The 1,959-nt window shown below is 27.9% G+C and carries 3 protein-coding genes; all 3 read left to right on the top strand.

The window, feature by feature from the left end:
* Positions 1-510: 510 nt before the first annotated feature.
* On the top strand, positions 511-741 hold the full coding sequence (locus tag ACH8JV_RS19295; RefSeq protein ID WP_396523250.1) for a hypothetical protein: 231 nt from the start codon (positions 511-513) through the stop codon (positions 739-741).
* Positions 742-915: 174 nt separating this feature from the next.
* Entirely contained in the window at positions 916-1,467 is a 552-nt protein-coding gene (locus ACH8JV_RS19300) for a hypothetical protein (RefSeq protein ID WP_396523252.1), read from the top strand.
* A gap of 279 nt (positions 1,468-1,746) precedes the next feature.
* On the top strand, positions 1,747-1,959 hold a 213-nt coding region (locus ACH8JV_RS19305), incomplete at its 3' end, for a hypothetical protein (RefSeq protein ID WP_396523254.1).

Raw genomic sequence — 1,959 nt, forward strand, 5'->3', positions numbered from 1 at the left:
TATTTGTTGCTGTCAATAAAGTGAAATTCTTATAAATAAAATATAATTGTTGATAATATATTAGTGTTTAAATAAGTTCTTAGATAAATTAAAAACAGTAAATAGACTTTTATCAACGCCTGATTGGGCAGATAAATGCAATAGCTTAAAATGTGCCCGATTGCGGAAAGTAACAACAAATGTAAAAGGCTTTAAAGATTTTTGATCCTACTATTGGAGCTATTGGGGTCTATCACAAGAAATGAAGGATCATATAGGTGCGGTCATTTGGAAAGTCTAAGATATAGGATGAGCTCGTGTCAGTAAAACAAGGCTTTGTACGAGTGCAATACGAGAGCTATGCTCAAGTTGGCAACGTGGAAAAAGCTAAATCCAACTTCTTAAATGCTCTGAGGTCATCAGTAATAATTTCCATTTCTATGGATAGTATTCCAAATCCAATAGCACGGATTGATTCTTTAGGTCACTCAAAATAGATTCGGAATTGCAGGATATAAAGCTAAGTCTCAGATGAAAGACAATCTTGACGCTCATGAGTTAATTCAAAATGCATGGTTAAGAAAAAAAGGGAAAATTGCTGATCGTTCAACTGGTATTGCAAGGAGTAATCCTGTGATTTCAATTCAACAAAATGATATGCATAAATATATTTCCAAACTTCAGTCTAAATATGGAAGGTATGACCAACAGAAACTGAAAAACCAAGATATAATGCAACATATCAATAGAAAACAGCATTAATAAGAAGAGGAATGTAGGATGAACTTGTTAAAACAGAGATTGGGAACCAGCCAATGCAAATTTTGCGATATAAAAAGCGCATGAATTTAGAGATGAAGCTATTAAATATAGTAAAGCAAATAAGTTGAAACCTTGTGATAAGTGACAATTTTGATTAAATTAGGAAGTAAATTCATGAATTATATTGCAAAGATTAGTAGTAAACAGGCTGGTAGCATTGGGCGTATAGGTGGAAATATACCAATAATACTTACAGAAAAACCTGATGAATTGAAAGATTATATTTTCTATATGACTTTTCAAAATCATGAAAATAATAGAGAGTATTTAAGTATATTTGTTCATAAACTATTTGATGAAAGAATAGATAATAATATTTATCCAAATATTGCAGTTAAAATTTTTATACATGAATATTCAAATGAAAGCAATATTACAGATTATACAGCAAAAGAATTGAATACTAATTTTATTACTGGATACGATGAGGTGGAAGATGGTGAATTTAATCTAATTACTTATTCAAAGACACCAAATCTTATTCAAAAAGAAAATTATTATTTTGAAAAGCTTAATAAAGATAATTTTGTTTTTTTTATACAAATTGATGAGGATTTTTATACAAAAAATACACTTAAAGGTAGTTATATATTTGCTTATGGTACTTTGTGTATATTCAAGAAAAAAGAAACTGGTAAAATAGTTGCAGGTTTTTGGCAGTACTAAATTATATAAATTTTTAATTGTTATTCTAGGTGTGCTGGTAATGTTTTAAATTAAATAGTTTGTATTTTTATAATTTTGTTTAAGTTGTAATTGTGGTTGCAAATACAGGTGAAAATATATTGATGAGAACTAAGTTGATAATATGCGAATTATTATTGTAAACTTATGATTTTATAACGGTGGAAGATATTGATATTTTGTTTTAAAATACTTTGGCTATTTAAATAATTAGTGTTGAAAATATGAAGGCTTTATTAAATATTAAGGTGAGATTTTATTGTGAAATATCCTAACCATATTAGTTCTGATTTTTTTAAAAAAATGATTGCTGCTGGTTGGTATGCAGGAAGAAAGATAGTTTTGGATAAGCTGCCATTACATCTAGAGGACTTTTCTGATGAAGTTAAAAATTTTTTAAATGAGATATGGTTCTTAAATATTGTTCATGATGTTTTTTACATGGACCAATATCAAGATATAAAATATTATAAT

The sequence above is a fragment of the Acinetobacter sp. ABJ_C5_2 genome, assembly GCF_044538485.1.
GTDB lineage: Bacteria > Pseudomonadota > Gammaproteobacteria > Pseudomonadales > Moraxellaceae > Acinetobacter > Acinetobacter nosocomialis_A.